We start from the raw sequence: 7,166 nt of genomic DNA, 5'->3' as shown, positions 1-7,166 counted from the left end.
CGCCCGATGCCCGCCCCGACGCCGACCGGCCGCCCGCCGAGGTGCGCCGCATCCTCCGCCTCTTCCGCCCCTACCGAGGCCGCCTGGCCGTCGTCGGCCTGCTGGTCGGCGCGTCCTCCCTGGTCGGGGTCGCCTCCCCGTTCCTGCTGCGCGAGATCCTCGACACCGCCATCCCGCAGGGACGCACGGGCCTGCTGACCCTGCTGGCGCTCGGCATGATCCTCACCGCCGTGATGACCAGCGTCTTCGGCGTGCTCCAGACCCTCATCTCGACCACCGTCGGCCAACGCGTCATGCACGACCTGCGCACCGCCGTCTATACCCAGCTCCAGCGGATGCCGCTCGCCTTCTTCACCCGCACCCGCACGGGCGAGGTCCAGTCCCGTATCGCCAACGACATCGGCGGCATGCAGGCGACGGTCACCTCCACCGCGACCTCGCTGGTCTCCAACCTCACGGCCGTCATCGCGACCGTCGTCGCCATGCTCGCCCTCGACTGGCGGCTCACCGTCGTCTCGCTGCTCCTGCTCCCGGTCTTCGTCGCGATCAGCCGCCGCGTCGGCAATGAGCGCAAGAGGATCACCACCCAGCGCCAGAAGCAGATGGCCGCGATGGCCGCCACGGTCACCGAGTCCCTCTCGGTCAGCGGCATCCTGCTCGGCCGCACGATGGGCCGCTCCGACTCCCTCACCCGGGGGTTCGCCGAGGAGTCCGAGCGTCTGGTCGACCTCGAAGTGCGCTCCAACATGGCCGGCCGCTGGCGGATGTCCACGATCGGCATCGTCATGGCCGCCATGCCCGCCGTCATCTACTGGGCGGCCGGGCTCACCTTCGCGTCCGGAGCCGCCGCCGTCTCCATCGGCACGCTCGTCGCCTTCGTCACGCTCCAGCAGGGGCTGTTCCGCCCGGCGGTCAGCCTGCTCTCCACCGGCGTCCAGATGCAGACCTCCCTCGCCCTCTTCCAGCGCATCTTCGAATACCTCGACCTCACGGTGGACATCACCGAACCGGAGCATCCGGTCGGGCTGGAGAAGATCCGCGGCGAGATCGCCTTCGAGGGCGTCGACTTCAGCTACGACGAGAAGAACGGCCCGACGCTGACCGGCATCGACGTGACCGTCCCCGCGGGCGCGAGCCTCGCGGTCGTCGGATCCACCGGCTCCGGCAAGTCCACGCTGAGCTACCTCGTTCCCCGGCTGTACGACGTCACCGGCGGCCGGGTCACGCTCGACGGCATCGACGTCCGCGACCTGGACTTCGACACCCTCGCCCGGGCGGTCGGCGTCGTCTCCCAGGAGACCTACCTCTTCCACGCCTCCGTCGCCGACAACCTGCGCTTCGCCAAGCCCGAGGCCACCGACGAGGAGATCGAGGCCGCGGCCCGGGCCGCGCAGATCCACGACCACATCGCCTCCCTGCCCGACGCCTACGACACGATGGTCGGCGAGCGCGGCTACCGCTTCTCGGGCGGCGAGAAGCAGCGCCTCGCCATCGCCCGTACCATCCTGCGCGACCCTCCGGTGCTGATCCTCGACGAGGCGACCAGCGCGCTCGACACCCGTACGGAACAGGCCGTGCAGGAAGCGATCGACGCCCTGTCCGCCGGACGGACCACGCTCACTATCGCGCACCGGCTCTCCACCGTCCGCGACGCGGACCAGATCGTCGTCCTGGAGGAAGGCAGGGTCGCCGAGCGTGGCACGCACGAGGAACTGCTCGACCGCGACGGCCGCTACGCCGCCCTGATCCGCCGCGACTCCCACCCGACCCCGATCCCGGCCCCCTGACGTGACCGGCGTGGCGCGGATACGGCATGATCGCCGCGCATGAGAGCTCTCCTCGGGGTGGAACTCCCCGGCTACCGCGCCGTCGACACCGACACCTGGCTGAACGACCACGGTGATGTGCTGTCGCTGCACTTCTTCGACCTGCCGCCGGACCTGCCGGCCGCGCTGGACGACGGCCCGGCCCTGCGGCACGGCCTGACCCACTTCACGGCACGAGCGGGCGGCGGACTCATCGAGGCCTCGGTGAAGCGGCTGGGCGAGCTGCCCGCCCTGCGCCAGATACTCAAACTGCCGCTGCCGAACCAGCCCAGAGGCCAGGCGTTCATCGGCAGCTTCACCGTGCCGCGCGCCGGTTGCAGCACCGTGGTGAAGATCCAGGCGGCCGAACGCGGTATGACGGGCATGCGGGAAGCCGTGGTGATGGCCAAGACCGGCCCCGACCAGTATTTCCGGCCGCACCCCTACGCCCCCGAGGTCCAGGGCGGGCTGCCCTTCCACGTGGCGGACCACGCCCAGTGGGACACGGAGTTCCCGGACCACCCGCTCACCCGGGTCCGCCGGACGCTCGACGTCCTCGCGGCGGCGGTGACGGTCGCCCCCGAGTTCACCGCACTGCCGCCCTTCACCGGACCGGCCGCGCCGAACGGCTGAGCCGACCGGCCGCGCGTACACACGGCACACACGGCGGCGCCGCCGCTCCCGTGGGACGGGGAGCGACGGCGCCAGGCGGAGCAATGGTCAGACGAGCCAACCCACGAAGTGGACGACGCCGGCAAGCAGGTTGGTCAGGAAGTTCATCTGGTCTTTCTCCTTGTACGTGGTGAATCTGTGGGACTGCGCAGTAGCGGTCTGCAGCCCGTTGACTGCGCTCTGCAATCATCACGCCCCGGACGAGTGAAGAGCAACGAATCCCCTGACGATCACGCGTTCCAGCGAACACCCGATCCCTTGTTCGTGTGTTTTGGCTACGGGCGTTCTGTTCGTGCCCGTACGGCGTTCGTGTCGCCGGGTCCGACGCCGTGGTCGGGCTACCGGCCGTGGCCGGTGCCCCGGGTTAACGTGCCCGCATGGTGAACGAGTCCCCGGACGCCCGCCCCCGTCGCAGACTCCGCCCGACCCGCCGCGGAAAGGTCGTCCTGGTCGTCGGCGCGCTGCTCGTCGTGTCGGCCGCCGTCCTGATCCCGCTGTCCCTGACCGGATCGGACGAGCCGCCGAAGAAGCAGGAGAGCCCGCAGAGCACGCTGATGATCCCCGAAGGCCGCCGCGTCTCACAGGTGTACGAAGCGGTCGACAAGGCGCTCGACCTGAAGCCCGGCAGCACGCAGGCGGCCGCGTCGACGGCGGACCTGGAGCTGCCCGCCCAGGCGGAGGGCAACCCCGAGGGATACCTCTTCCCGGCCACGTATCCGGTCGACGACGCGACCGAGCCCGCCGGCCTGCTGCGCTACATGGCCGACACCGCCCGCAAGCACTTCGCCGCGGACCACGTCACGGCGGGGGCCCAGCGCAACAACGTCTCCGTCTACGACACGGTCACGATCGCCAGCATCGTCCAGGCCGAGGCCGACACCGCGTCCGACATGGGCAAGGTGGCCCGGGTCGTCTACAACCGGCTGCTCAAGGACATGCCGCTGCAGATGGACTCCACCATCAACTACGCCCTGAAGCGCTCCACCCTGGACACGACGACCGCCGACACCCAGCTGGACAGCCCGTACAACAGCTACCGGATCAAGGGCCTGCCGCCGACGCCCATCGGCAATCCGGGGGAGGAGGCGCTGCGCGCGGCCGTCAGCCCCACGCCCGGCCCCTGGCTGTACTTCGTCACGGTGGGCCCCGGCGACACCCGGTTCACCGACAGCTACGACGAGCAGCAGAGGAACGTCGAGGAGTTCAACCGCAGCCGCGGTTCCGCCGCCACGGGCTGACCGGCTCCGCCGCCGGAGGCCGACGAGGAGTTCAGGCCCCCGGGACGGGCACGGCGACGGCCGTCTCGGCTGCCGCTGTTTCCCTGTCGGCCCGCCCGCCGCCGGCCTCCTTCAGCAGCCGCACGACCGACCGCACCGCCGCGCGGCCCGCGCGGTTCGCGCCGATGGTGCTGGCGGACGGGCCGTACCCGACGAGATGGACGCGCCCGTCCCGTACGGCACGGGTGTTCTCGGCCTGGATGCCACCACCCGGCTCACGCAGTTTCAGCGGGGCCAGGTGGTCCACGGCGGGCCGGAACCCGGTCGCCCAGAGGATCACGTCGGTCTCGACGGTACGGCCGTCGTCCCAGGCCACGCCGGTCGGCGTGATCCGGTCGAACATCGGCAGCCGGTCCAGCACCCCCTGCTCCCGGGCCCGCCGCACGGCATCGTTCAGCGGCAGCCCGGTCACGCTGACCACACTCTTCGGCGGCAGCCCGTTGCGTACCCGCTCCTCCACCATCGCCACGGCCGCCCGCCCCCATTCCTCGGTGAACGGACCTTCGCGGAAGACCGGTTCGCTGCGGGTGACCCAGAAGGTGTCGGCCGCGTGCTCGGCGATCTCCATCAGATGCTGCGTACCGGAAGCGCCGCCCCCGACAACGAGGACGCGCTGCCCCGCGAACTCCTCGGGCCCCGGGTAGTTCGCCGTGTGCAACTGCCGCCCGCGGAAGGTTTCCTGGCCCGGATAGCGCGGCCAGAACGGCCGGTCCCAGGTGCCGGTCGCGTTGATCAGGGCGCGCGTCGCGTAGGTCCCCTCGGATGTCTCCACCAGCAGCCGCCCGCCGCTTCCCTCCCGTACAGCGCTGACCTCCACGGGCCGGTGGACCCGCAGCTCGAAGCGGTCCTCGTACGCGGAGAAGTACGCGCCGATCACCTCCGAGGAGGGCCGGGCGGGGTCGGCTCCGGTCAGCTCCATGCCCGGCAGTGCGTGCATCCCGTAGACCTTGCCGTACGTCAGCGAGGGCCAGCGGAACTGCCACGCGCCGCCCGGCCGGGGCGCGTGGTCCAGCACGACGAAGTCCTCGTCCGGCTCCAGCCCGACGCGGCGCAGATGGTAGGCGGCGGACAGCCCTGCCTGACCCGCGCCGATCACGACCACGTCCAGCTCACGCACCCCAGAAATGTTCACGCTTCTACTAACTCGTGGGGCGTCCGGGATCTTCCCGAACGCCCGACGAGCACCACCGCGAGGCTCAGCGACCGCCGGCCACCAGCAGCGGAGCACCTCCGGGGGCCGAGGCCGGGCGGTTCTCGCGGCCGCCCGCCCCGTGCAGCAGCGGAGACGCCGGGACGGTCGGCAGCAGCCCGCGCCGGGCCAGCTCGGGCGTGACCCCCTCGCCGAACCAGTACGCCTCCTCCAAGTGCGGATAGCCGGAGAGCACGAAGTGCTCCACGCCCAGCGCGTGGTACTCCTCGATCCGGTTCGCGACCTCCGCATGGCTGCCCACCAGCGCGGTCCCGGCCCCGCCGCGCACCAGACCGACGCCCGCCCAGAGGTTCGGCGCGATCTCCAGCTTGTCCCGCGAACCGCCGTGCAGCGCCAGCATCCGCTGCTGCCCGACCGAATCGCTCTTCCCCAGCGCCTGCTGCGCCGCCGCGATCGTGTCCGGATCGAGGTCGCCCAGCAGCCGGTCGGCCGTCGCCCACGCCTCCCGCGAGGAGTCCCGCGAAATGGTGTGCAGCCGGATGCCGAAGCGGACCGTGCGCCCCTGCTCCTCCGCCAGGCCCCGAATCCAGTCGATCTTCTCCTTCACCTGGGCCGGCGGCTCGCCCCAGGTGAGATAGACGTCGGCGTGCGCGGCGGCGCCCGCCCCCCCCCCCCCCCCCCCCCCCCCCCAGAATAAATACGGCCGCGGGGCCGGCCGCCAATAGGTCAGCCCCCCCGCCCCCCGGGTGTGGTCCCCCGCGAAATAGTAACGCAGCCCCCCACAGGCGCCCCGCACCACCGACAGGAACTCCGCGGTGCGCGCGTACCTCCGGTCATGGTCCAAGTGGTCCCCGAAACGCCGCTGTTCGGTCGAGTCGCCCCCGGTGACGACGTTGAGCAGCAGCCGCCCCCGGGTGATCCGCTGATAGGTGGCGGCCATCTGGGCGGCCAGTACGGGCGAGATGACCCCCGGCCGGAACGCCACCAGGAACTTCAGCCGCTCGGTGTGCTGGGCCAGCGCCACCGTCGTCAGCCAGGCGTCCTCGCACCACGTGCCGGTGGGCGTCAGCACCGCCTCGAAGCCCAACTGCTCGGCCGCCTTGGCGATCTGGGCCAGATACTCGATGTCCGGAGCGCGCACGCCGCTCACCGGGGTGATCCGGTCGCGCTTGATGCCGCCGTCGGTGTACGCGTGCCGGTCGACGAGCGTCCGCCCGTCGCCGCCGGTGGGCAGGAACCAGTGCAGATGGACGTTCACGAGGAGGCCTTTCCGTAGGAGCGCGGTGCGGTGGAGGAAGGGGGAAGGTCGCGGTTGAACCGGGTGTCGACGTAGTCCTCGAAGTCGAACCGCCGCGGAATCAGCTTCAGTTCGGCGAAAGTGTCGGCGATCTCCTGCTCGGAGGCGATGGCCGCGGCATCGATCGCGACCGGGACACGGGTGCCGTAGCTGAGCTTCACGGCGTCCAGCGCCACCTCGTACGGAAGCCCGGTCTCCTTCGCCCAGACCTTCGCCCACTCCTCCGGGTGCTCGAAGACCCACTTCTGGGCCCGCTCCAGCCGGACGAGGAGATCACCGATGGCCTTGGACTTCTTGGCGTCCTTGAGCGAGGCGGGCGAAGCGACCTGGAAACCGAGGCCGTTGACGACGCCTTCACCGGTCGTGAGCACCCGGGCGTCCGCCGTGCGCAGGACCTGCGAGGTGTACGGATCCCAGATCGCCCAGGCGTCGACCCTGCCGCGGCTGAACGCGGCGAGCGCGTCGGCCGGCTGGAGGTAGTTCAGCTTCACGTCCCCGATCCCGAGCCCGGCCTTCTTGAGCGAGGCGACCAGCTGGAAGTGGGCCGAACTGCCCTGCGCGACGGCGATCGACTTGCCCTTGAGCTGGGCGGGCTTCTTCAGCGGGGAGTCCTCGGGTACGACGATCACCTCACCGGCCGGTGAGCCGTGCGTGGCGCCGACGACGGCGATGTCCGAGTCGGCCCCCGCCGCGAAGACGGGCGGCGTGTTGCCGACGCCGCCGATGTCCACCGCCCCGGCGCTCACGGCCTCCAGCAGGGGCGGTCCCGAGGTGAAGGTGGACCACTTGATGCGGTAGTCGAGATCGTCGAGCCCTCCGGAGGCCCGCAGGATCGCCTCGTAACCCCCCTTCTGGTCACCGACGTTGAGCGTGAGGCTGCCCTTTCCGTCCGTGCTGCCGCCCGAGTCGGCGGAGGAGGCCCCGCCGCACGCGGAGAGGAGGAGGGCGCGGGGGAGGAGCAGGGC

Annotated in this window: 6 protein-coding genes; 3 read left to right on the top strand and 3 right to left on the bottom strand. The window is 71.2% G+C overall.

Annotated elements, in window-relative coordinates:
• The 3 genes from JS521_RS32025 to mltG all read left to right on the top strand — a co-directional run.
• The coding region (locus tag JS521_RS32025; protein WP_239488135.1) for an ABC transporter ATP-binding protein at window positions 1–1,787 on the top strand (1,787 nt) is incomplete at its 5' end.
• Window positions 1,788–1,826: 39 nt separating this feature from the next.
• Window positions 1,827–2,438, top strand: coding sequence for a hypothetical protein (locus JS521_RS32020; protein ID WP_205086414.1), 612 nt, complete (start codon window positions 1,827–1,829; stop codon window positions 2,436–2,438).
• Between the two features lie 416 nt (window positions 2,439–2,854).
• Window positions 2,855–3,715 (top strand): endolytic transglycosylase MltG, encoded by an 861-nt coding sequence (gene mltG / locus JS521_RS32015; RefSeq protein ID WP_205086413.1) that lies wholly within the window; start codon window positions 2,855–2,857, stop codon window positions 3,713–3,715.
• 31 nt (window positions 3,716–3,746) lie between these two features.
• Here the strand turns inward: mltG and JS521_RS32010 are convergent, their stop codons facing one another.
• The 3 genes from JS521_RS32010 to JS521_RS32000 all read right to left on the bottom strand — a co-directional run.
• Window positions 3,747–4,871, bottom strand: coding sequence for an NAD(P)-binding domain-containing protein (locus tag JS521_RS32010; protein WP_205086412.1), 1,125 nt, complete (start codon window positions 4,869–4,871; stop codon window positions 3,747–3,749).
• Window positions 4,872–4,950: 79 nt separating this feature from the next.
• Window positions 4,951–6,162, bottom strand: coding sequence for an LLM class flavin-dependent oxidoreductase (locus JS521_RS32005; protein ID WP_205086411.1), 1,212 nt, complete (start codon window positions 6,160–6,162; stop codon window positions 4,951–4,953).
• Window positions 6,159–7,166, bottom strand: a 1,008-nt coding sequence (locus JS521_RS32000; protein WP_239488134.1) for an ABC transporter substrate-binding protein, incomplete at its 5' end; no start/stop codon positions are given. The genes JS521_RS32005 and JS521_RS32000, both read right to left, overlap by 4 nt.

The sequence above is a fragment of the Streptomyces durocortorensis genome (assembly GCF_016901035.1).
Classification (GTDB): Bacteria; Actinomycetota; Actinomycetes; order Streptomycetales; family Streptomycetaceae; genus Streptomyces; species Streptomyces durocortorensis.
This window is presented reverse-complemented; position numbering and strand designations above follow the sequence as displayed.